Consider the following 20,397-nt stretch of genomic DNA (forward strand, 5'->3'; position numbering starts at 1 on the left):
AAATCACCCGCGCGTGAAGCCCTTGCGGTCAAAATCCGAACTGATAGGCCAGCCAGACAAGGATCAGACCGCTGACCACACATAGCAACCCCGCAAGCTGTCTTGCCTGCACCGGCAACGACCGCAGCGCCTCGAGCATACGTTCGATAAGCGAAGGGGCCAGCGCATAGGCCAGCCCCTCTACGATCAAAACCAGCCCGATGGCCAGAAGGATCAGGCCCATTACTGACGGGCCTGTCCGGTTGGTGACTTGAGATAGTTGAAGAACTCGGAATCCGGGGTCAGAACCAGCGAGCTGTTTCCGCCCTGCAAGGCGTTCTCATAGGCCGAAAGCGAGCGGTAGAATTCAAAGAATTCAGGGTCTGCGCCGTAGGCTTCGGCAAAGATCGCGTTGCGTTCGGCGTCGGCCTCACCACGGATGATTTCTGCTTCGCGATTGGCGTCGGAGACGAGTTCAACCACGGTACGATCCGCCTGCGCACGGACACGCTGCGCAGCTTCGTTACCACGAGCACGCTCATCGGTTGCCTCACGTTCCCGCTCGGCCTTCATCCGGTCAAAGGTCGCTTCGAGGTTTGCCTGCGGCAGATCGGTCGCCTTTAGACGCACGTCGATGACATTGACACCCAGCGCGCGCGCCTCGGCAATCGCGCTGTTACGAATGCGTAGCATCAGTGCCGCCCGGTCAGAACTCAGGATGTCGCGGGACGATACCGAACCCAAGACTTCGCGGGTTTCGGCGCGCAGAATACGGTCCAGACGATCCTCGGCCACAGGGATGCCGCCAACACCAACGGCCTGACGGAACTGCTCAAGATCGGAAATCCGATAACGGGCAAAGGCATCAACCACCAGACGGCGATCATCCAGAGGCGTCACCTCCAACGGCTGAACGTCGATCGACAAGATACGGTCGTCATAGCGGACAACTTCTTGAATCAGTGGGATTTTGAACGCCAGTCCCGGTTCTTCCTTAACCGCCACGACGCGGCCAAATTGCAGAACCAGCGCACGCTCACGCTCATCCACGATGAAGATCGAGGACAGAAGGCCGACTATCGCGACAAAAATGATCGGCAGGATAATTGTCGTTTTACGCATCAGTTGCCCTCCTGACCGGAATTGCGGCGCAGTTCGTTCAGCGGCAGATACGGCACAACGCCTTGCCCCGATCCTGTCGAGTTTTCGTCCAGAATGATCTTGTCGACGTCACCCAGAACCTGCTCCATCCGTTCCAGATACAAACGCTTGCGAGTTACATCCGGCGCTTTGGAATACTCTTCCAAAACCGCGCTGAAACGGCTGGCTTCACCTTGTGCGCTGTTGATCTGCTGCGCGCGGTAAGCTTCGGCTTCTTCCAGAACCTGCGCTGCCTCACCTCGGGCTTCCGCCAATACGCGGTTGGCATAGGCATCGGCGACGTTTTGCAGGCGGTCACGTTCCTGCGCGGCAGCCTGAACGTCGCGGAACGCGGCAATTACGTCCTGCGGCGGGTCGGCCTTGTCAAAGTTAACGCGAACGATGTTCACGCCCGAATCATAGCTGTCCATCGTCGCCTGAATCAGCTCCTGTAAGCGTTCGGCAATGATGCCGCGGTCCCGGTTCAGGATCGGTGCCAACTCACTCTGCGCGATAATCTCACGCATCGCTGATTCTGATACCGCTTGAATGGTCTGGCGCGGATCACGCAGGTTGAACAGGAACTTCGCCGGATCGTTGATGTTCCAGACGACCTGATAGTCGATGTCGACGACGTTTTCGTCGCCGGTCAGCATCAGGCCGTCGTCGCTGCCGCGTGCGCCGCCCATGTCCTCGTTCTGTTCGCGCGTGACCGGAATGACTTCGGCCGTCACGAATGGCCAAGGCGCAAAGTTCAGACCGGGATTTCCAACCGCCGAAAATTCACCCAGAAACAGCTCAACCGACTGCTCTTCGGGCTTGACGGTGTAAAAGCTTGCCAGCCCCCACAGCACCGCAGCCGCTGCCAGGCCAATCGCGATCGTCCCCTTGGTGAATGCCGGACCATTTCCGCCGCCCTTGCCATTGGTCCCACGGCCACCGCCGCCGCGACCGCCCATCAGGACGCGCAGCTGCTCCTGGCCCTTTTTCATCAGCTCATCGATCTCGGGGATTTGCGGGCCGTCGCCTTCGGGGGGCTTGCGCCCGTCCCCGTTGTTACCCCGATTTCCTCCGCCTCCGGATGAGCCTCCGCCCCCCCAGGGGCCACCGCTGTTGCCCGCCATATTTTTCGATTCCTTCGTTTAGGCCCGTGTGATCACGGGGTCCCTTGTAACTTGTGTGCGCGCGGTTGCAAATCAAGCCGTGCGAACAGGTTGCCGCATTGTCACCAGTTCCTCGGCCATTACCGGGTGAACTGCAACCGTGCGGTCGAAATCCTCTTTAGTTGCGCCCATCTTGACGGCGATTCCGGCCAGCTGAATCATCTCGCCCGCGCCGGGGGCCACGATGTGGCAGCCCAGAACCTTGCGCGTCGCCTGGCTGACGATCAGTTTCATCAGAACCCGCTGGGTCCCGCCTGCAAACGCCTTTTGCATCGGTTTGAACGAGGTCGCGTACACTTCGACCGGTTCCTGCGCGGCAGCCTCTTCTTCGCTGAGGCCCACTGTGCCGAACTCCGGCTGGGTGAAGATCGCCGTTGGAATTAGCTCGTGATCCACCGGCGTAGGGTTACCTTTGAAGACGGTTTCGACAAAGGCCATGCCTTCGCGGATCGCAACCGGAGTCAGGTTCACCCGATCGGTCACGTCGCCGATCGCGTAAATCGAGGGCACCCCGGTCTGGCTGTATTCATCCACGATGATCTCGCCCTTGCGCCCGCGCTCGACACCGACAGCCTCCAGTCCCAGATCATCCGCGTTTGGCGCGCGCCCGGTGGCATACATCACCCCATCAAAGCAATCATCGGTGCCGTCCGTGGCTTTTACGCGAATTTGGTCGCCATCTTTGGTCATCTCAAGGACATTTGTACCCAGCCGCACGTCGATACCGTTCTGGCGCATCTCTTCACAGATCAGGCCCCGCGCTTCTTCATCAAAGCCGCGTAGGATCTGCGCGCCACGATAGAACTGAGTCGTCTTGACCCCCATCCCGTTCATGATCCCGGCAAACTCGCTGGCGATATAGCCGCCACCAACGATCAGGATATTTTCAGGAAGTTTCTCCAGGTGGAAAATCTCGTTCGACGTGATCGCCAGCTCCGAGCCCGGAAACTCGGGTACAACTGGGCGACCACCGGTGGCAATCAGAATATGCTTGGCGGTCTTGCGGGTGCCATCGGCCAACTCGACCGTATGCGGATCGACCACACGTGCGCGCTGATCAAAGCTTTCGACGCCATTGTTCTTCAGTATATTGCGGTAGATGCCTTCCAGCCGGTCCAGTTCCGCCACCAGCTTGCCGTGGAAGGTACTCCAGTTCAACGCACCGGGCTGAAAATCCCAGCCATACTGCTGCGCATCGCCGACCATCCCGGAAAACTCGCTGGCAAAGACCATCAGCTTTTTGGGAACACAGCCACGTATGACACAGGTCCCGCCGTAACGATCCTCTTCCGCAAGCGCCACTTTGGCACCCGTTTCTCCTGCCGCCACGCGCGCGGCCCGAACCCCGCCCGAGCCGCCACCAATGACGAACAGATCATAGTCAAAGCTCATGCCGGTTTCCTTCGTTCAACCTGAAATTGCCCTGCATATCTACGTAAGAAAACCTGCCTGCCAACCCCCCGGGCCGGGAAAAAGCGTATTTCCTCTGCCATTAGCAGGCGCGATTGGATCAGAACTTAGTCGGCCAAATCCGAGAATAGGTTTTCGCCACTGCTGGCTTCACCCATTTCGACCGTGCCTTCGTTCAGGTCGCGCAGCTCTACACGACCGTCGCCATGGCCGATGACCACCTTGTCGCAAATGTCGATAAACAGCCCGTTTTCAACGACTCCGGGGATCTGGTTCAACACCAAGGCCAGCTGCCGCGCGTTGCCGATGCGTTTGAGATGCAGGTCCAGGATGTGATTGCCTTCGTCGGTCACCTTGGGCGCTTGACCATTCATGCGCAGCGTTACCGAAGTGCCCAGCACGTCCATGGTGTCCAGCGCCTCTTCGATCAGGGTGCGGGTGGTCTGCCAGCCAAAGGGAATGACCTCGACCGGAAGGGGAAATGCACCCAGCGTTTCCACCTCTTTTCCGGCGTCGGCGATGACGACCATCTGATCGCTGGCGGTGGCGACGATCTTTTCCTGCAACAAGGCTGCGCCGCCGCCCTTGATCAGGCTGAACTCTCGGTCGAACTCATCCGCGCCGTCGATGGTCAGGTCAAGCCATCCCGCTTGATCCAGCGAAACGACCTCGATCCCCATTTCGCGTGCCAGTTGCGCAGTTGCGGTCGACGTCGGCACGCCTTTGATCTTCAGCCCTTCCTCCTGCACCCGCTCGCCCAGTCGGCGCACCAACCACGCGGCAGTCGATCCCGTACCCAGCCCGACACGCATTCCGTCCTGCACCAATTCGGCGGCACGGTTGGCAGCAACGTATTTTGCCTTTTCTATCGGTGACATTTCCCCGGTCATGGCAGCATCCCCTTGGTCATTTGTCGGATATATACGGAAAGCAAGTCGCAACTGCGAGGCCCAATCGCGTCTGCACATGTGTTAACATGTCGCTGAAATACGCGTTTCCGATGGGAATCGTCGCAATCGAGTATTCGCCCAGCGTCCGGACCGCCTAGATAGATCGCATGGAAACGCCGTATCGCCTGCACTATGCCCCCGACAATGCCTCGCTGGTCATCCGACTGGTGCTGGAAGAGATGGGACTGCCGTATCAGACCGTTCTGGTCGACCGCAGCCGCAATGAGCAGGACAGCGCAGCGTATCGCGCGTTGAACCCAAACGGATTGATCCCGGTGCTGGAAACAGAACAGGGTCCGATTTTCGAAACCGCCGCGATACTGTTGTGGCTCGCCGATCGGCACGGCCAAATGGCACCGGCTGCAGACAGTCCGGACAGGGCGGCGTTTCTGAAATGGCTGTTCTTTGCATCCAACACCTTGCACGCTGATCTGCGCATCAATTTCTACGCCGAGAAGTACATCGAGGCCGCGCAGGCGGGAACGCTGCGCCTGGGCATCCAGCCTCGGCTGCGGCAACACTTGCAGAACCTGGATGCCGTGGCGCGCGCAAAGCCCGCTTGGCTTGACGCCGATCAGCCCTCGGTTCTGGGCTATTACATCGCGTGCATGATGCGCTGGATGGCGCTTTACCCTGCGCGCACGGATCGCAGCTGGTATCAGCTGGCCGATACACCTTATTTGCAGGACCTTTTGATGCAGCTTGAAATGCGACCTGCCACCCGCACCGCCACCACCGCCGAGGGGCTGGGGGTTACGCCCTTTACCTCTCCGACTTATGCCAATCCTCCAGAAGGGTCAGCGATCTGACATGTTTCTTTCAGTCTTCGATATGTTCAAAGTGGGCATCGGCCCGTCCTCGTCTCACACCATGGGCCCAATGGTGGCCGCCGCGCGGTTTCTGGACCTGATGCGCGCTTCGCCGTTCGAGTTTTCGGGATTGCGCGGGTCGCTGCACGGGTCGCTGGCGTTCACCGGCGTTGGTCACGCGACGGACCGGGCAACCATTCTGGGACTGGCAGGGTTTGTGCCCGACACTTATGACAATGAAAGGGCCGAGGCCGCATTGGCCGCAATAGCGGAGACGCACACCGTCTCGCCGGAAGGGTTGCCGACGCTTGGCTTTGATCCCAAGACCGATCTGATCTTTGATTTCGACAACAACCTGCCCGGTCACGCCAACGGGATGATCCTGATGGCCACCGATGCGCAGGGCGATGTGATCTTGCGGCAGGTCTATTATTCGATCGGCGGCGGCTTTGTCCTGACCGAAGAAGAACTGGCCGAGGGCAAGGCGACCGACGAAGGCGCGCCGGTCCCCTTCCCGTTCAAATCCGCCGTCGAGATGCTTGATATGGCCCGCGCCAGCGGCAAGAATATCGCCCAGATGAAGCGCGAGAACGAGATCGCGCGGGGTTGCGCCGACAGTTTCGCCAAAGGAACGGCGCGCCTGTGGCAGGTGATGAATGATTGTATCGAACGCGGTCTGACGACCGACGGCATACTGCCCGGCGGTCTGCATGTGCGCCGCCGCGCCAAGGGCATCCACGACGCCCTGCAGGCCGAGCGCGGCATGAACCTGAACGCCCCGCACACGATCAACGACTGGATGAGCGTCTATGCGATGGCGGTGAACGAGGAAAACGCTGCCGGCGGTCAGGTCGTCACTGCCCCGACCAATGGTGCGGCAGGTGTGTTGCCGGCGGTGTTGCGCTATTACCTCGATCACGTTCCAGGCGCTTCGGAAAGCCGGATTGAAGACTTCCTGCTGACTGCCGCCGCCATCGGCGGGCTGGTCAAGTACAACGCCTCGATCTCAGGCGCCGAAGCGGGATGTCAGGCCGAGGTCGGCAGCGCCTCGGCCATGGCGGCTGCGGGTCTGTGCGCCGTAATGGGCGGCACGCCCGAGCAGGTCGAAAACGCCGCCGAAATCGCGCTGGAGCATCATCTGGGCATGACCTGCGATCCGGTTGCGGGACTGGTGCAGGTTCCCTGCATCGAACGCAACGGTCTGGGGGCGATCAAGGCGGTCTCGGCCGCGTCGCTAGCCCTGCGCGGCGACGGACAGCATTTCGTTCCGCTGGACGCTGTGATCGAAACCATGCGCCAGACCGGGCATGATATGCATGAAAAGTACAAGGAAACCTCTTTGGGTGGATTGGCGGTGAACATTCCCAACTGCTGACCCGACCAAAGGCGAGCTGCGCGAAAGGAACGACATGCAGGGACATTGCCTATGCGGCGCCGTCCGATACGAGGTGGACCCGCCCGTTCTGTCCTGCGTCAATTGCCACTGCGACAGTTGCCGCCGTCAATGCGCGGCCCCGATGACGACCTATTTCGGTGTCCGGGACGGCCAATGGCGATGGACCGGGGAAGAGCCAAAGCGGTTCAAGTCCTCGCCCGGGGTCGAGCGCAGTTTCTGCCCCAACTGCGGGACGCCAATCTCGTTCCGCTCGACCGCTATGTCGGATGTGCTGCACCTTTACGTGGCGACGCTGGAAAACCCCGAAGAACTGGAGCCAACGCTGAATGTGGCGCATGAGGAAAAGCTGCGCTGGCTGAAACTGGATGACGGGCTGCCCCATTGCATCGGACCGGATTATACCAAGGTCCAACCCATAGATTGATTTTGGGACACAGACGGCTTTCCAGTGCCGTCGCGACCCGTTAGCGTCGCGGTCATGACCCATGACCGTCCCGTTCTAGGTATCTCGCTGATGCTTGGCTTTTGTCTGCTCGCCCCGCTAGGCGATGCGATGGCCAAGTTGTTGGGCGAGACCACGCCGCTGGGGATGCTGGTGTTTGTGCGGTTTGGTATCCAGTCCGTAATCCTGATTCCGCTGATCGCCGCAACGGGCCGACCCTGGCGCTTGCGGGGACGGGTTCTGCGATTGACCGTCATTCGCACCGCCTTGCATATCGTCGGCATCGCCGCGATGTTCAGCGCGCTGCAATATCTTCCGCTGGCCGATGCCGTTGCGATTGCCTTCGTCATGCCGTTCATCATGCTGCTTTTGGGGCGCTATGTGCTTGGCGAAGTCGTTGGCGTGCGCCGGCTGATGGCTTGTATCGTCGGGTTCATCGGTACGCTTTTGGTGATCCAACCCAGTTTCGCAACGGTTGGTGCCCCGGCGCTGCTGCCGCTGATCGTCGCGGTGGTCTTTGCACTGTTCATGTTGGTGACACGACAGATCGCAAAGGAGACCGACCCGATTGCCTTGCAGGCGGTATCCGGTGCTATGGCAACGGCCTTTCTGTTTCCGCTTTTGCTGCTGGGAACCTATTTCTCGATTTGGGAGGTCTCTCTGATAGTCCCCGCACAGCAGTCCCATTGGCTGCTGTTGGCGATCGGGGTCTTGGGAACGGTCGCACATCTGTTCATGACTTGGTCACTACGTTACGCGCCATCGGCCACACTTGCCCCGATGCAGTATCTCGAAATCCCCGTGGCCACCGTGGTCGGATGGTTGATCTTTCACGACCTGCCCAACGGGTTGGCGGCGGTTGGGATCCTCATCACCATTGCCGCTGGCCTCTATGTCATTCTGCGCGAGCGGGCCACTGCCCGGTCTGGCCCGACAGAAACGCCTGCATGACCTGAGCCAAAGCGTCGCGTGGCAGCATCACCACAAGACCGGGGCCGTCCAGCTTCAGCTCGATCGCGCCTAGCGCTCGGTTCGACGTCCCCACCTGACCATCGGGTTCCAGAACCAGCCCATCGATTGGCCATTCCAGGCCCCGGCTGCGCCCGCACACGCGCCGAAACGGGAACAGCGACACGGTCTGGCCCGGTTCCATGGACAGGGCAATCTGCGGTGGTGCATGAAAGATCACCTCACGCTCGCCCAGCAGAAGGCAGGGCCGGTCCTGCATCCGGACCAGCGTATTGAGAACGGCCAATTGATGGTCGACCCGACCGCCAAGGAACCCGACCCCCAGGACCAGCGGAGCCTGAATATGGCGCAGCGCCTTGTCGAAATCGGTGCTGTCCTGTTCGCGAATCCGAAATTGCCGGTCGTCGGGTATGCGGTCGCGGTAAATCTGCCCAAGTGAGTCGAAATCACCGATTACGGCGTCGGGAAGGTGCCCCGAATCGACCAGAATCGCCGCACCTCCGTCTGCCGCGACAATGCCATTGACGCGGTTTAGCGCCAGATTCAGGTCGTCAGAACCGATTTGACCGCCCCCAAACAGCGCAATTGGCCCCTCTGAACGTACAATTGGCTCATTTTTCACAAGATTGACCATATTTCCCGGTTTTGGACATAATGAGACCACAAAATGATAGACTCATGGACAAAGTTCAGAGTCGATTGTGGGTGGGCTGCGCCCGCAATGTGACTTGGTAGTTTGTAGAGGACGTGTGTCTGATGGTACAGAACAACAAGGTATTGACCGTTTCCTACGGTACATTCTCCTGCACATTGGAAGGTTTTGACGACTCCTTCGAGACGATGAAGGCGATCGCCGAATATTTTCGTGATCTTGCAGCGGATGACCGGTATTTCGGGTCGGAACCCCCCCAGCCAGACGCAGAAATGTTGACCCGTATTGCACAGCGCGATCAGGCGCAGCGGGTCGAAGCCAGCCGAAATGACAGCGGCTTACTGCTGCGCGCAACGGATGAGGTCCCGACCCCCGCCTCGCCCGCTGCGCCTGCAGTGCCATCGGACGCGCCCATGGCCGCTCCGTCGGACACCGCGGCAGAGTTCTTTGCCAAATCCGAAACCGCCGAGCCCGCGGCTGCGGACAGCATCGCAGCCAAATTGCAGCGCATTCGCGCGGTGGTGTCACACTCAGACGAAGCTCCCGCGCGCTATAGCGAGGATGAGGACGAAAGCGGTGGATTCGTCGCCCCTGCTCAGCCCAAAGTCGATGCCATCTCGGCCGCGTTCGAAGCCGGTGCGCTGAAACCTGAAGATCTGCAGCCGCAAGCAGATGAGGCCGAGGAAGACGATCAGCCGACCGCTGAGTTGCCGACGCCCACCCCGGCGGTTCAGGCCGAATCTGCCGAAGAACTGGCCGAAGTGGAAGAAACCGAAGAGGTATCCTCGGAAGTTGAAGAAGCATCGGTCGAACCCGAAGACGTACCGACCGAGTTGGAAGGGGCTGAAGTCTCGACCGACGACGTCCTGTTTACCGATATCGAGGACGAAGCCGAAGCCGACGCCGAACCTGATGAGATCGTCAATATCCTAAACGATCAGACGGAAGAGACCGAAACAGCGGAAGAAGCCGAAGAAGACCTTCAGGTTCTCAGCGCTGCCGACGAAGCAAAGCTGCTGGATGAAATTACCTTGGTGGAATCCGAGCTGGCCAAACGGACCTCGCAACACCTGCCTGAGACGAACGACCTTGAAGAAGACGTCTCACGCCTGATGGAGTCAGCGGGTGAACGTATGGACGACCCGGAAACCTCGGGCCAGCGCGAAACCTACTCGCATCTGCGCACTGCCGTGGCAGCCACCGAAGCAGAGCGGTCCGAATCGCAGGATGACGCCGCAAAATCACGCGATCAGGATTATCGTGGCGATCTGCAATCCGTTGTCAGCCCGCGCCGCCCCGAAGTTCAGGTCACCAGCGCCCGTCCCGGAGCGGAGACTGCACCGCTGAAACTGGTGGCGGAACAGCGTATCGACACCGACGACTCAGACGTCGGTCCAGTTACACCTCGCCGTGTGACTGCGGATCAGGATGATGCAGAAGACGAAGAAGGTGGCTTTGCCCGCTTTGCGCAGGAACAGGGCGCACAGTCGCTGCCGGATCTGCTTGAGGCCGCCGCCGCCTATCTGGCCTTCATCGAAGGTCAGGAACAATTCTCGCGCCCGCAACTGATGAACAAGGTTCGCTCGCTCAAGCAGGATGCGTTCAACCGCGAGGAAAGCCTGCGCACCTTCGGGCAACTGTTGCGCGACGGCAAGATCGAGAAGGCCGGAGGCGGTCGTTTTGCTGCCTCGAACCAGATCGGTTTCCGCCCCGACGACAAGCGCGCCGCCGGATAATCAGCACCAAAAAGAACATTTCCCCCTCACACCTTGGGCCAGAGCTGTCTCTGGCCCTTTTTCGTTGTGAGTCACGCGTATTCACATGCCGCGAAGCACCGAATGCTCGGCGTCGGCGGCTCGCTAATGCAAGTGCCGCTTAGCGATGGGAATACTGACAGCCCTCAAAGGGCAAGACGGCGTTTGGATCAGTCTGCGTTCTGATCAGGGTCTTCTTTGCCGACCCCACGGAACACGAACTTGAATGGCAGCGCCCACACGATGCCTAGACCGACATAGATCAGCAATTCGACCCAGATCGGCGGGCGGTTCAACAGGTTCACCACGGTCACGACCGCCACGATATAAAGCGGCAGGCCGATCACGAGAATGATCAGAGACCAGCGCCGCCGCGCCTTGTAGCTGAGTCCGGGCTTGCGCTCTTCGGTCATCAGTCGGCAAACGGGTCGGTCACCAGGATGGTGTCGTCCCTCTCCGGGCTGGTGGACAGCAGGGCCACCGGGCATTCGATCAACTCCTCCACCCGGCGCACATATTTGATCGCATTCGCCGGAAGGTCCGCCCAGCTGCGCGCACCTTCGGTGGATTCGCTCCAACCAGGCACTTCTTCATAGATCGGAGTGCAACGTGCCTGTTGATCGGCCGCCGTAGGCAGATAGTCCAGACGTTCGCCGTCTAGCTCATAGCCGGTACATATCTTCAGCGTCTCGAACCCATCCAGAACGTCCAGTTTGGTCAGAGAAATGCCGTTCACGCCGCTGGTGGCGCAGGTTTGGCGCACAAGGCAGGCATCGAACCAGCCGCAACGGCGTTTGCGGCCCGTGGTTGTCCCGAATTCGTGGCCGCGCTCACCCAGGCGCTGGCCGTCAGCGTCATCCAGTTCGGTTGGGAACGGCCCCTCTCCGACCCGGGTGGTGTAGGCTTTGACGATGCCCAGGACAAAATCAACCGACCCAGGACCAATACCAACGCCAGTCGCCGCCTGACCCGCGATCACATTGGACGAGGTCACAAATGGATAGGTACCGAAATCGATGTCCAGCAGCGCCCCTTGCGCGCCTTCGAACAGGATGCGTTTTCCAGCCTTGCGCTTTTCGTTCAGCACTTTCCAGACCGGCGCGGCAAAGGGCAGGATCTGGGGCGCAATCTCTTTTAGCTGAGCGACCAGCGCATCCCGGTCAACGGGCTCGATCCCCAGGCCTTTGCGCAGCGGATCATGATGTTGCAAGGCACGGTCGACGCGCGCCTCAAGGGTCGCGTCATCCGCCAGATCCGCCACACGGACCGAACGGCGGCCAACTTTGTCCTCATAGGCCGGTCCGATACCGCGCCCGGTGGTTCCGATCTTGGTGCCTTTGCTGGCGGCCTCTTCGCGCGCCCGGTCCAATTCACCATGGATCGGCAGAATTAGCGGCGTATTCTCGGCTATCATCAGCGTTTCGGGAGAGATATCGACACCCTGCGACCGAATGGTCTCAATCTCTTTGATCAAGTGCCACGGGTCGAGAACAACACCATTGCCGATCACACTCAGCTTCCCGCCACGCACAACGCCCGATGGCAGAGCATGCAGCTTGTAGACCGCGCCGTCGATGACCAGAGTGTGTCCGGCATTGTGACCGCCCTGAAAGCGCGCGATCACGTCTGCCCTTTCGCTCAGCCAGTCGACAATCTTGCCTTTCCCCTCGTCGCCCCACTGGGCGCCGACAACAACCACGTTGGCCATATCCGGTCCTTTTCGTGCTGAGTGATCAAACCCGGCTCGTATAGCGACGTAGAAACGACAGGGAAACCGCTATTTCGCCGCATCTGAAAATCGCGCGTTCGGGGCAATGCCTCCAGCGCGGATATTTTTGGCCAGATGAAGAGCGGAACCCCTGGCTTCAACAGGCCGAAAACATCCTAGGGGGGGGCTCCCGAAACGGGCGGCGGGGGTTGACCCCTCTACTCTTGCGGCAAGCGAACAGGCTTGCCATGCGGAGTGGTCAGATACGCCTGTTCCCAAGCCGCGCGCAGGGCGCGAATATCACGCGGATCGGCGGCACCCTGCTCGGCCATAAGCGCCTCCAGCGTTTCCAGCCATGCATGGAAATAGTCGTCGCCGCCATCCAGATCGCGGTCCAGGCCGTGACGCTTCAATGTTGCAGAAAACCGTGCTGCCCAGTCTGGCCAGCTGAACTGCCCGATTTCATGCAGCGCGACGGTGACGGCGAACAGTTGCGCGTGCCAGGGGTCGGCGAAAGCAGGTTCCGGGGCAGAATGGAATTCACGGTTGCTCATGCCGGTGCCAGATAACTTTGCCACAGGTCCAGCACGACCTCGTCGTCAGGATGCTCGGGCGCGGCCCAGAGCTCTGAGGCCGGAAATGCGACCGCGTAAAGGGGTTCTGGCGCTTCACCCAGCCCGTGCGCATTTGAGTCCGGCAAGACATGGGTCCCGTGCAGGCGCAGGATTCGACCTCTGGCACCTGCGGCATAGGCAGGAAGACGCGTGTGGCCGCCATCGACAAGACGGTTCGCCGCTGAACGGCTCGTGACAACCGCCTGCCCGGCCGTGAACCGCGCTGCAACGTCCGAAGGCCGGTCCGCCGGCCCACCCTTTGCCAACGCGGCAGCTACGGCGTCTGCCTTTAGCATTCTTCCGGCAAGGGCGTGCGCGCCGCCGCCTCCTTCACGCCGCAAATCATCCAAGGTGAGGACGTCGTTTTCGACCAAAAGATCGGCCAGACCGGAGATCCATTTTTCGTAGTAGGAAAACCGAGTGTAGTCCTTGGGCGACAACCTCTCGCGGGCGTGGCGAGAGACATCGATGTTCCACTGCCCTAGAAACCCCGAAGCGAGCGTGACCGCCAGCGCCCGAGCGTGCCAGTCCTGATCAAAGACCGGGGCATCTTCAGATTCGGGATTGACCGCGCCATCCCCGAAACGACCACCCATGTCATGCACGCGGGTCATGAGGGCTCCTTTGGCAGACCCGTACCAATCATGCTGTCACGGGTGACCAGCGCGGCCAGCTGATCTTCGGACAAACCTTCGGTGTTTTTGGGTCGCATGGGCAGGACGAGGTAGCGAATCTCGGCCGTTGAGTCCCAGACGCGAACCGATGTTTCAGTGGGCAAAGTAACGCCAAATTCGGCCAGAACCTTGCGCGGCTCGCGCACGGCGCGGGCGCGGTAGGCGTCGGATTTGTACCATCCCGGCGGGATTCCCAGAAGCGGCCACGGATAGCAGCTGCACAGCGTACATACGATCATGTTGTGCCGTTCGGGCGTGTTTTCGACGACCACCATATGCTCGCCCTGTCGGCCGTAGTAACCCAGATCGGCAACGACCGGTGTCGCATCTTGGAGCAGAGCGGCCTTGAAATCCGGATCGCTCCACGCCTTGGCGACGACGCGCGCACCATTTTGCGGGCCGATCTTGTTCTGATAGGTGTCGATGATCTCTTCCAGAGCCGCCGGATCAACTAAACCTTTGCGGACAAGAATCGTTTCAATTGCCTTGACGCGCAATGCAGGTTCAGGTGGCAACAAGGCGTGCGGGTGGTCGGGATCGTCATGTGGCATAGCCCGCAGACTGCGACATTCACGGCCACCGAGTCCACTCTCATTGACGTGATGGGATACATCAGCAGAGTTGATGGCAACTCCTCCCTTGCCCCCGCTGGCAAACTTGCATAAGTACCACGCGATACACGCCACGCCCTACAGGAACACCATGGAAAACGTCGTTCTCATTATCCACCTTCTTTTGGCTCTGGGCCTGATTGCCGTTGTCCTGATGCAGCGGTCCGAAGGCGGTGGCCTTGGTATGGGCGGTGGTGGCGGTGGGGCCATGACTGGCCGTGCCGCAGCGACCGCTTTGGGCAAGCTGACCTGGATCCTGGCGGCATGTTTCATCGTGACGTCGATCACGTTGACCATTCTGGCGGCGCAGAAATCATCGGGCAGCTCGGTGATCGACCGTCTGGGCGTTCCGGCACCGGCTGCAACCGAAGACGCGAATCCGGCGGTTCCTTCGGCAGATGACCTGTTGCCACCCGCACAGGGCGACAACGCGCCACTGATCCCGCAGGCCGACTAAGCCACAAAACCTAGAAACCTGAAAGAGAGCTGCAACAGCATCTTGCGGTTCTCTTGCGCTGTTGGCGCGAATCCTTTATATGTGAAGTCCCGTGGTGCTGCGGTTTTTTCAAGCCGCCGGGCAGCAGATAATGACGTCTCACGGGAGCAGCCGAAAAACATGGCGCGTTTTATTTTCATCACTGGTGGTGTGGTTTCGTCCTTGGGCAAAGGACTGGCTTCTGCAGCGTTAGGGTCGCTGCTGCAGGCCCGGGGATATTCGGTGCGTTTGCGCAAACTTGACCCCTACCTGAACGTCGATCCCGGCACCATGTCGCCGTTTGAACATGGCGAAGTGTTCGTGACCGATGACGGGGCCGAAACCGATCTGGACCTTGGTCACTATGAGCGTTTTACCGGCGTGGCCGCGCGCAAGACCGACTCGGTCAGCTCAGGCCGGATCTACTCCAACGTGCTGGAAAAAGAGCGCCGTGGCGACTATCTCGGCAAAACCATTCAGGTGATCCCGCACGTCACCAACGAGATCAAGGATTTCATCGCCATTGGTGAGGATGAGGTTGATTTCATGCTCTGCGAAATCGGCGGCACCGTAGGCGACATCGAAGGCCTGCCCTTCTTTGAAGCGATCCGTCAGTTCAGCCAGGATAAGCCGCGCGGACAGTGCCTGTTCATGCATCTGACGCTGTTGCCTTACATCAAAGCCTCCGGCGAATTGAAAACCAAACCGACCCAGCACTCGGTCAAGGAACTGCGCTCGATCGGCCTGGCACCCGACATTCTGGTCTGCCGGTCCGAAGGCCCGATTCCGACCAAGGAACGCGAGAAACTGGCGCTGTTCTGTAACGTCCGCCCGGACAGCGTGATTGCGGCGCAGGACCTGTCCACCATCTACGACGCGCCGCTCGCCTATCATCGAGAAGGTCTGGATCAGGCGGTTCTGGACGCGTTCCAAATCAGCCCGGCCCCCAAGCCCGATCTGGCCAAGTGGGAAGACGTCAGTGACCGCATCCACAATGCCGAGGGCGAGGTCAAAGTCGCCATCGTCGGCAAATACACCCAGCTGGAAGATGCCTATAAGTCGATCGCCGAGGCCCTGACCCATGGCGGCATGGCCAACCGCGTCCGCGTCAAGATCGAATGGGTTGATGCCGAGGTCTTCGACACCGAAGACGCCGCCCCGCATTTGGAGGGTTTCCACGCCATCCTCGTTCCCGGCGGGTTCGGCGAACGCGGAACCGAGGGCAAGATCAAGGCGGCGCAATACGCGCGCGAACATAAGGTTCCCTATCTGGGTATCTGTCTTGGCATGCAGATGGCGGTGATCGAGGCTGCGCGGAACGCAGCGGGCATCACCGAGGCGGGTTCGGAAGAGTTCGACCACGAGGCCGGAAAAAAGCGTTTTGAGCCCGTAGTTTACCACCTCAAGGAATGGGTGCAGGGCAACCACAAGGTCGAACGCAAAGTCGGCGATGACAAGGGCGGCACCATGCGTCTGGGCGCTTATGATGCGGTTCTGGCGGATGGATCGAAAGTGGCCGAGGTTTATGGCGGCACCGCGATTGAAGAGCGCCACCGTCACCGGTACGAGGTCGACATCAAATACCGCGACAAACTGGAAAAGGCGGGCCTAAACTTCTCGGGCATGTCCCCCGATGGTCGCCTGCCCGAGATTGTCGAATGGTCCGACCACCCGTGGTTCATCGGCGTTCAGTACCACCCGGAACTGAAATCCAAACCCTTTGAGCCGCACCCCCTGTTCCGAGAGTTTGTACGCGCTGCGAAAGACACCTCGCGGCTGGTCTGATCTCGGGCCACGTACAGGATTGTACCAGTCGGTGCGAAATGTCTTTACGCACCGACAGTTTGCACGGTTAACTGCCGCCATATCAGCGACAGGAGACCGGCCATGACCGATCAAACCACCCGCGCAGAAGCCTTTGCTGCCCTTCACAAAAAGGGCGATCCGGTCATCCTTTACAACATCTGGGACGCCGGCAGTGCCGCTGCCGTGCGCGACGCCGGCGCCAAGGCGCTTGCGACGGGCAGTGCTCCGGTTGCGATGGCGCAGGGCTTCGCGGACGGCCAGAATATCCCCTTTGACCTGGCGCTGGACAACGTCCACCGCATCGTCGATGCGGTGGACCTGCCCGTCTCTATGGACCTTGAAGGAGCGTATGCCGAGGACGCATTCGGTATCGCGGCCAATGTGCGTCGCGCGTTAGGTACCGGCGTCATCGGCTTTAACTTCGAAGACCAGATCGTTGGAACAAAAGACCTTTATGACATCGAAACACAGACTGCTCGGATCGCCGCGATGCGCGAAGGGTGTGACGCAGCTGGTGTTCCGGCCTTTATCAACGCCCGAACGGATATTTTTCTGAAAGCCGCCCCGGAAACACACAGCACAGCGATGCTGGATGAGGCCATGGCCCGCGCCAAAGCCTATGCCGACGCCGGTGCCAGCGGTTTTTTCGCCCCGGGCCTTAAGGATGAGGCAATGATCGGCCGCTTGTGCGAAGCGACCGAATTGCCGGTCAACATCATTGCTCTGCCGGGGACGCCCGACACCACGACTCTGGCCGCGCTTGGGGTCGCACGTATCAGCTATGGGCCGGTCCCATATCGGCAGATGGTTGCGTGGTTGCAGGATAAAGCGCGCGAAGCGTTGCAAACCGGAGCATGATCCACTTTTAGGGGATTGCATTCTGTCCTGTTCCTCCGCACCTTGCAGCTGATTGCGCAGGAGGAGAGCCAATGCCCAAAGGATATTGGGTTGCCCATGTCGATGTAGACGATCTTGAAACCTACAAAGACTATATCGCCGCCAATGCCGCCCCATTTGCAGCTTATGGTGCGCGATTTCTTGTGCGTGGCGGTGGACGCGAGGTAAAAGAGGGCAAAGCCCGAGCCCGCACCGTCGTAATCGAGTTTCCGAGCTATGAGCAGGCGCTGGATTGCTATGAAAGCGCCGAGTATCAGCAAGCCAAAGCCCTGCGCGATCCGGTTGCGACCGGCGATCTTGTGATCATACAGGGCTATGACGGGTAGACCTGGCTTGGCGGACCACAAAATATGGAATAACCTGACCCCATGTTGAAAAAGCTCTTTCAGGCATTTCGCCCACCGCAGCACGACAATCTGCCAGACCCGGACGCTGAATTGGCCCTGGGGGCATTGATGGTGCGCGTTGCGCAGGCAGATCGCGACTACAAGCTGGAAGAAATCAGCTTGATCGACCGTATCCTCGCCCGGCTCTACCAGCACAACGCGATTGAGGCCGCAAAGGTCCGCGCGACCTGTGAGAAGTTGCATGCGGCCGCCCCCGAAACCGATACGTTCGGCAAGCTTATCCGCGAAACGACCGGCGAAAAGGAACGGCTGGCCGCTTTGGACGCGCTGTGGGAGGTTGTGCTTGCCGATGGCAACACCGACGAAGGCGAGGTCAAGATCGTTGAAGAGGCCCGTATTGCCATGGGGCTGAGCTTTAATGACAGCAAGGCCGCGCGCGAGCGTGTGCAATCGCGCTTGGAAGCCGGCTAAGCCGGGCTTATATCTTACGCATGTTCAGTGATTTCCTGTCCCGGCTCACGCAGCCGCAGCCCGATCCGCTTGTCGAAGACGACGCCCGTCTGGCCCTGACCGCCCTGCTGGTTCGAATAGCCCGATCCGACAACGACTATGCCGATACCGAGATGGCGCGGATCGACCGTATTTCGGCCGAACGCTATGGCCTGTCCCCGTTCGAGGCCGCCGCTTTGCGCGCCCGTGCCGAAGACCTCGAATCCGAGGCCCCCGACACCGTCCGCTTTACCCGTGCCATAAAAGAGGCCGTGGCCTATGACGACCGTCTGGCCGTGGTTCAGGCCATGTGGTCAGTGGCTCTCGCTGATGGACACCGGTCCGAGGAAGAGGATTCGCTGCTGAGGCTGGTCGTCAGTCTGCTGGGTGTCAGTGATGTGGATTCGGCTCTGGCCCGGCAAAAGGCCGCCAAACCGTGATCGCCGCATTGGGCATGTACGATATGCCCGCGACGCAGGAGGTCAATGATCGTTTTTGGTCACTGATCCGCGACGCGCTGGGGTTCGGCCCCGATCATTTGACCCGCGACCGCGATGTTTGGGACATTTGGCAAGACCCGTCGCTGATCTTTGCGCAGACCTGCGGAATGCCCTACCGAACGCGGCTGCACGGGCATGTCCAACTGGTTGGGACCCCCGATTACGGTCTGCCCGGATGCCCGCCGGGCCACTACCGTTCGGTCTTTGTGGCCCGCCAGGACGATGCCCGCGATCTGCAAGGCCTGATCTCGGGTGTTTTTGCCTATAATGAAGGCATGTCCCAGTCCGGATGGGCCGCGCCGATCACGCATCTTGCCGAACTGGGACTTAGGCCCAACCGGCTGCTGGAAACCGGCGGACATGCGCTTTCGGCGCAAGCCGTGGCAGACGGGCGCGCTGACGTCGCGTCGCTGGACGCGCTGACTTGGGCATTGCTGTGTGAACACACACTGTTGGGCGAAGAACTGCACGAAGTTGAAAGCACCACGCCCACCCCCGCCCTGCCCTATATCACAGGTTTGGGTCAGGATGCTGTGCAGGTTGCGCACGCCGTTGATACCGCCATAGACGGTTTGTCGCCAGCCGACCTGCGAGTGTTGCACCTTAAGGGGCTGGTGGAGATAGCGCCGGAAAAATACCTCTGCATCCCCAATCCGCCCGATCCAAAGGCAATTACGTCGTCAAACTGACGGTTTTGATCAGACGGTTTGACCAATTCGGCGGATTCGACCCTTGATCTTGTCATTTGCGCATTGCATTGGTCCGTTTTTTCAGCCCTAGTACCGCACCAATACCAACCAGCCCGAGACTGCCCGTGACAGAAACCGCTCCCGTCATCGAGATCAAAAACCTACACAAAAGCTTTGGACATCTCGAAGTCCTCAAGGGCGTGGATATCACGGCACATCGCGGCGACGTGGTCTCGTTGATCGGATCATCCGGTTCCGGAAAATCGACGCTGCTGCGTTGCTGCAACCTACTGGAAGACAGTCAACAGGGCGAGATTCTTTTCAAGGGCGAGCCGGTGCAATGGACCGGCAGTCATCTCAACCGTCGTCCCGCTGATCCCAAGCAGGTGCTGCGCATCCGCACCAACCTGTCGATGGTGTTTCAGCAGTTCAATCTGTGGGCGCATATGACCATCCTGCAAAACGTGATGGAGGCCCCCGTGACAGTCCTTGGCCGCGACAAGGCAGAAGTCGAGGACAGCGCCCGCAAGTATCTGGAAAAAGTCGGCATCGGCGACAAATGCGATGTCTACCCAGCGCAGTTGTCTGGTGGCCAACAACAGCGCGCCGCCATCGCGCGCGGTCTGTGCATGGAACCCGAGGCGCTGCTGTTTGACGAACCCACCTCAGCGCTTGATCCCGAGCTTGAACAGGAAGTGATCAAGGTAATCAAAGATCTGGCTGCTGAAGGGCGCACCATGATCATCGTGACCCATGACATGAAAATGGCCGCCGATATTTCCAGTCACGTTGTCTTTCTTCACCAGGGCCTCATTGAAGAAGAAGGCCTGCCGGAAGACATCTTTACCACCCCTGAATCCGAGCGGCTTCAGGGTTTTCTCTCCGCCACTCAGGCGGCATAACATCAGGACAGAACCAAACTG

Annotated in this window: 24 protein-coding genes; 13 read left to right on the forward strand and 11 right to left on the reverse strand. The window is 59.9% G+C overall.

Features of this window, described 5'->3' with window-relative positions; translation table 11 throughout:
• Nucleotides 1-28 precede the first annotated feature (28 nt).
• From ACR0JA_RS04580 to rpiA, 5 genes are all read right to left on the reverse strand, one after another.
• The gene (locus ACR0JA_RS04580) at nucleotides 29-223 is read right to left on the reverse strand and encodes a DUF2065 domain-containing protein (RefSeq protein ID WP_480570590.1); all 195 of its coding nucleotides are present in this window, start codon (nucleotides 221-223) and stop codon (nucleotides 29-31) included.
• Entirely contained in the window at nucleotides 223-1,101 is an 879-nt protein-coding gene (gene hflC / locus ACR0JA_RS04585; protein ID WP_480570594.1) for a protease modulator HflC, read from the reverse strand. The genes ACR0JA_RS04580 and hflC overlap by 1 nt, the downstream gene beginning before the upstream one ends.
• Nucleotides 1,101-2,243, reverse strand: a complete 1,143-nt coding sequence (hflK, locus tag ACR0JA_RS04590) for an FtsH protease activity modulator HflK (protein ID WP_480570597.1) — start codon at nucleotides 2,241-2,243, stop codon at nucleotides 1,101-1,103. Before hflK ends, hflC begins: the two co-directional genes overlap by 1 nt.
• Before the next feature lie 72 nt (nucleotides 2,244-2,315).
• Nucleotides 2,316-3,674, reverse strand: a complete 1,359-nt coding sequence (gene gor / locus ACR0JA_RS04595) for a glutathione-disulfide reductase (protein ID WP_480570600.1) — start codon at nucleotides 3,672-3,674, stop codon at nucleotides 2,316-2,318.
• Nucleotides 3,675-3,799: 125 nt separating this feature from the next.
• A complete protein-coding gene (rpiA, locus tag ACR0JA_RS04600; protein ID WP_480570603.1) occupies nucleotides 3,800-4,582 on the reverse strand; it encodes a ribose-5-phosphate isomerase RpiA in 783 nt (260 codons plus the stop codon).
• Between the two features lie 167 nt (nucleotides 4,583-4,749).
• On the opposite strand from rpiA, the gene ACR0JA_RS04605 reads away from it, so the two are divergent.
• The 4 genes from ACR0JA_RS04605 to ACR0JA_RS04620 are packed head-to-tail and all read left to right on the forward strand — an operon-like array spanning nucleotide 4,750 to nucleotide 8,240.
• Nucleotides 4,750-5,451 (forward strand): glutathione S-transferase family protein, encoded by a 702-nt coding sequence (locus tag ACR0JA_RS04605; protein ID WP_480570606.1) that lies wholly within the window; start codon nucleotides 4,750-4,752, stop codon nucleotides 5,449-5,451.
• A gap of 1 nt (nucleotide 5,452) precedes the next feature.
• Nucleotides 5,453-6,826, forward strand: a complete 1,374-nt coding sequence (locus ACR0JA_RS04610) for an L-serine ammonia-lyase (RefSeq protein WP_480570609.1) — start codon at nucleotides 5,453-5,455, stop codon at nucleotides 6,824-6,826.
• 34 nt (nucleotides 6,827-6,860) lie between these two features.
• On the forward strand, nucleotides 6,861-7,271 hold the full coding sequence (locus tag ACR0JA_RS04615; RefSeq protein WP_480570611.1) for a GFA family protein: 411 nt from the start codon (nucleotides 6,861-6,863) through the stop codon (nucleotides 7,269-7,271).
• Nucleotides 7,272-7,325: 54 nt separating this feature from the next.
• On the forward strand, nucleotides 7,326-8,240 hold the full coding sequence (locus tag ACR0JA_RS04620) for a DMT family transporter (RefSeq protein WP_480570614.1): 915 nt from the start codon (nucleotides 7,326-7,328) through the stop codon (nucleotides 8,238-8,240).
• Here ACR0JA_RS04620 and ACR0JA_RS04625 read toward each other — a convergent pair.
• Nucleotides 8,185-8,880: a thiamine diphosphokinase gene (locus ACR0JA_RS04625; protein WP_480570616.1), complete on the reverse strand. Its 696-nt coding sequence runs from the start codon at nucleotides 8,878-8,880 to the stop codon at nucleotides 8,185-8,187. The two genes, ACR0JA_RS04620 and ACR0JA_RS04625, sit on opposite strands and share 56 nt — an antisense overlap.
• A 134-nt stretch (nucleotides 8,881-9,014) precedes the next feature.
• Here ACR0JA_RS04625 and ACR0JA_RS04630 point away from each other — a divergent pair, with 134 nt between their 5' ends.
• Complete coding sequence (locus tag ACR0JA_RS04630; protein WP_480570618.1) at nucleotides 9,015-10,646, forward strand: hypothetical protein; 1,632 nt, start codon at nucleotides 9,015-9,017, stop codon at nucleotides 10,644-10,646.
• Between the two features lie 188 nt (nucleotides 10,647-10,834).
• Here the strand turns inward: ACR0JA_RS04630 and ACR0JA_RS04635 are convergent, their stop codons facing one another.
• From ACR0JA_RS04635 to nthA, 5 genes are all read right to left on the reverse strand, one after another.
• A complete protein-coding gene (locus tag ACR0JA_RS04635) occupies nucleotides 10,835-11,077 on the reverse strand; it encodes a DUF2842 domain-containing protein (RefSeq protein ID WP_480570619.1) in 243 nt (80 codons plus the stop codon).
• On the reverse strand, nucleotides 11,077-12,372 hold the full coding sequence (locus ACR0JA_RS04640; protein ID WP_480570621.1) for an adenylosuccinate synthase: 1,296 nt from the start codon (nucleotides 12,370-12,372) through the stop codon (nucleotides 11,077-11,079). The genes ACR0JA_RS04635 and ACR0JA_RS04640 overlap by 1 nt, the downstream gene beginning before the upstream one ends.
• Before the next feature lie 218 nt (nucleotides 12,373-12,590).
• Nucleotides 12,591-12,926, reverse strand: a complete 336-nt coding sequence (locus tag ACR0JA_RS04645; protein ID WP_480570623.1) for a nitrile hydratase accessory protein — start codon at nucleotides 12,924-12,926, stop codon at nucleotides 12,591-12,593.
• Nucleotides 12,923-13,600 (reverse strand): nitrile hydratase subunit beta, encoded by a 678-nt coding sequence (gene nthB, locus ACR0JA_RS04650; RefSeq protein ID WP_480570625.1) that lies wholly within the window; start codon nucleotides 13,598-13,600, stop codon nucleotides 12,923-12,925. The genes ACR0JA_RS04645 and nthB overlap by 4 nt, the downstream gene beginning before the upstream one ends.
• Nucleotides 13,597-14,211: a nitrile hydratase subunit alpha gene (gene nthA, locus ACR0JA_RS04655; RefSeq protein ID WP_480570627.1), complete on the reverse strand. Its 615-nt coding sequence runs from the start codon at nucleotides 14,209-14,211 to the stop codon at nucleotides 13,597-13,599. Before nthA ends, nthB begins: the two co-directional genes overlap by 4 nt.
• A gap of 151 nt (nucleotides 14,212-14,362) precedes the next feature.
• Here nthA and secG point away from each other — a divergent pair, with 151 nt between their 5' ends.
• From secG to ACR0JA_RS04695, 8 genes are all read left to right on the forward strand, one after another.
• Nucleotides 14,363-14,728: a preprotein translocase subunit SecG gene (gene secG / locus ACR0JA_RS04660; protein ID WP_480571154.1), complete on the forward strand. Its 366-nt coding sequence runs from the start codon at nucleotides 14,363-14,365 to the stop codon at nucleotides 14,726-14,728.
• Between the two features lie 159 nt (nucleotides 14,729-14,887).
• Nucleotides 14,888-16,531: a CTP synthase gene (locus tag ACR0JA_RS04665; protein ID WP_480570629.1), complete on the forward strand. Its 1,644-nt coding sequence runs from the start codon at nucleotides 14,888-14,890 to the stop codon at nucleotides 16,529-16,531.
• A gap of 102 nt (nucleotides 16,532-16,633) precedes the next feature.
• Nucleotides 16,634-17,410, forward strand: coding sequence for an isocitrate lyase/PEP mutase family protein (locus tag ACR0JA_RS04670; RefSeq protein ID WP_480570631.1), 777 nt, complete (start codon nucleotides 16,634-16,636; stop codon nucleotides 17,408-17,410).
• A 71-nt stretch (nucleotides 17,411-17,481) separates the two neighbouring features.
• Nucleotides 17,482-17,775: a DUF1330 domain-containing protein gene (locus tag ACR0JA_RS04675; RefSeq protein ID WP_480570634.1), complete on the forward strand. Its 294-nt coding sequence runs from the start codon at nucleotides 17,482-17,484 to the stop codon at nucleotides 17,773-17,775.
• Between the two features lie 42 nt (nucleotides 17,776-17,817).
• Nucleotides 17,818-18,267 carry a tellurite resistance TerB family protein gene (locus ACR0JA_RS04680; RefSeq protein ID WP_480570637.1) on the forward strand — a complete coding sequence of 150 codons (450 nt, stop codon included), beginning with the start codon at nucleotides 17,818-17,820 and terminating at the stop codon, nucleotides 18,265-18,267.
• 20 nt (nucleotides 18,268-18,287) lie between these two features.
• Nucleotides 18,288-18,725 carry a tellurite resistance TerB family protein gene (locus tag ACR0JA_RS04685; protein WP_480570640.1) on the forward strand — a complete coding sequence of 146 codons (438 nt, stop codon included), beginning with the start codon at nucleotides 18,288-18,290 and terminating at the stop codon, nucleotides 18,723-18,725.
• Entirely contained in the window at nucleotides 18,722-19,474 is a 753-nt protein-coding gene (locus ACR0JA_RS04690; protein WP_480570643.1) for a phosphate/phosphite/phosphonate ABC transporter substrate-binding protein, read from the forward strand. The genes ACR0JA_RS04685 and ACR0JA_RS04690 overlap by 4 nt, the downstream gene beginning before the upstream one ends.
• A gap of 125 nt (nucleotides 19,475-19,599) precedes the next feature.
• Nucleotides 19,600-20,376 carry an ABC transporter ATP-binding protein gene (locus ACR0JA_RS04695; protein ID WP_480570646.1) on the forward strand — a complete coding sequence of 259 codons (777 nt, stop codon included), beginning with the start codon at nucleotides 19,600-19,602 and terminating at the stop codon, nucleotides 20,374-20,376.
• Nucleotides 20,377-20,397 lie beyond the last annotated feature (21 nt).

It is taken from the genome of Ruegeria sp. AM4 (assembly GCF_056540665.1).